This is a genomic window from Neobacillus paridis, assembly GCF_016765675.1.
Classification (GTDB): domain Bacteria; phylum Bacillota; class Bacilli; order Bacillales; family Cytobacillaceae; genus Neobacillus; species Neobacillus paridis.
Window position 1 is genome coordinate 1 of sequence record NZ_JAESWB010000349.1, and the last position, 701, is coordinate 701.

Sequence of the window (701 nt, forward strand, 5' to 3'; positions counted from 1 at the left end):
CACCCGAAGTCGGTGGGGTAACCGCAAGGGGCCAGCCGCCTAAGGTGGGACAGATGATTGGGGTGAAGTCGTAACAAGGTAGCCGTATCGGAAGGTGCGGCTGGATCACCTCCTTTCTAAGGATAAATTTTGTTCTTGCGAACAAATAAAGAGTTTGTTGTACGTATTTTGTTTGTTTAGTTTTGAGGGAATAATCCTCTCGTTAAGTTTGCTCCTGCGCCGTAGTAGTTCGAGGGAGTAACTTCTCAGCTCGTCGCAAGGCAGCTTGAAGCAAAACTAAGAAGGTCATTCATGAAGTTGATTCGTGGAAGTCGCCTTGTTTAGTTTTGAGAGAATAATCTCTCATAAAGCTATATGATCCATCACTTCGTGATGAAAATCAGTAGCCTTGTTCCTTGAAAACTAGATAATCGTAATAGAAGAAGTAACCAAGTAAGAACCGAGTAATCGCTCATTTATGGTTTTAAACCTTTTAGGNTAGGATCCTTACCTGAATTCATAGGGTAAGGAAGGCAGACCCGGGGAACTGAAACATCTAAGTACCCGGAGGAAGAGAAAGCAAACGCGATTCCCCAAGTAGCGGCGAGCGAAACGGGAACAGCCCAAACCGAAAGGCTTGCCTTTCGGGGTTGTAGGACACTCAACATGGAGTTACAAAGGAACGGAGTAGACGAAGCGATCTGGAAAGGTCCGCAAGAGAA

The 701-nt window shown here is 45.6% G+C and carries 2 rRNA genes; both read left to right on the plus strand.

Features of this window, described 5'->3' with window-relative positions:
* Window positions 1-116 (plus strand): 16S ribosomal RNA (locus JK635_RS20460); the annotation flags it as partial.
* A 255-nt stretch (window positions 117-371) separates the two neighbouring features.
* Window positions 372-701 (plus strand): 23S ribosomal RNA (locus tag JK635_RS20465); the annotation flags it as partial.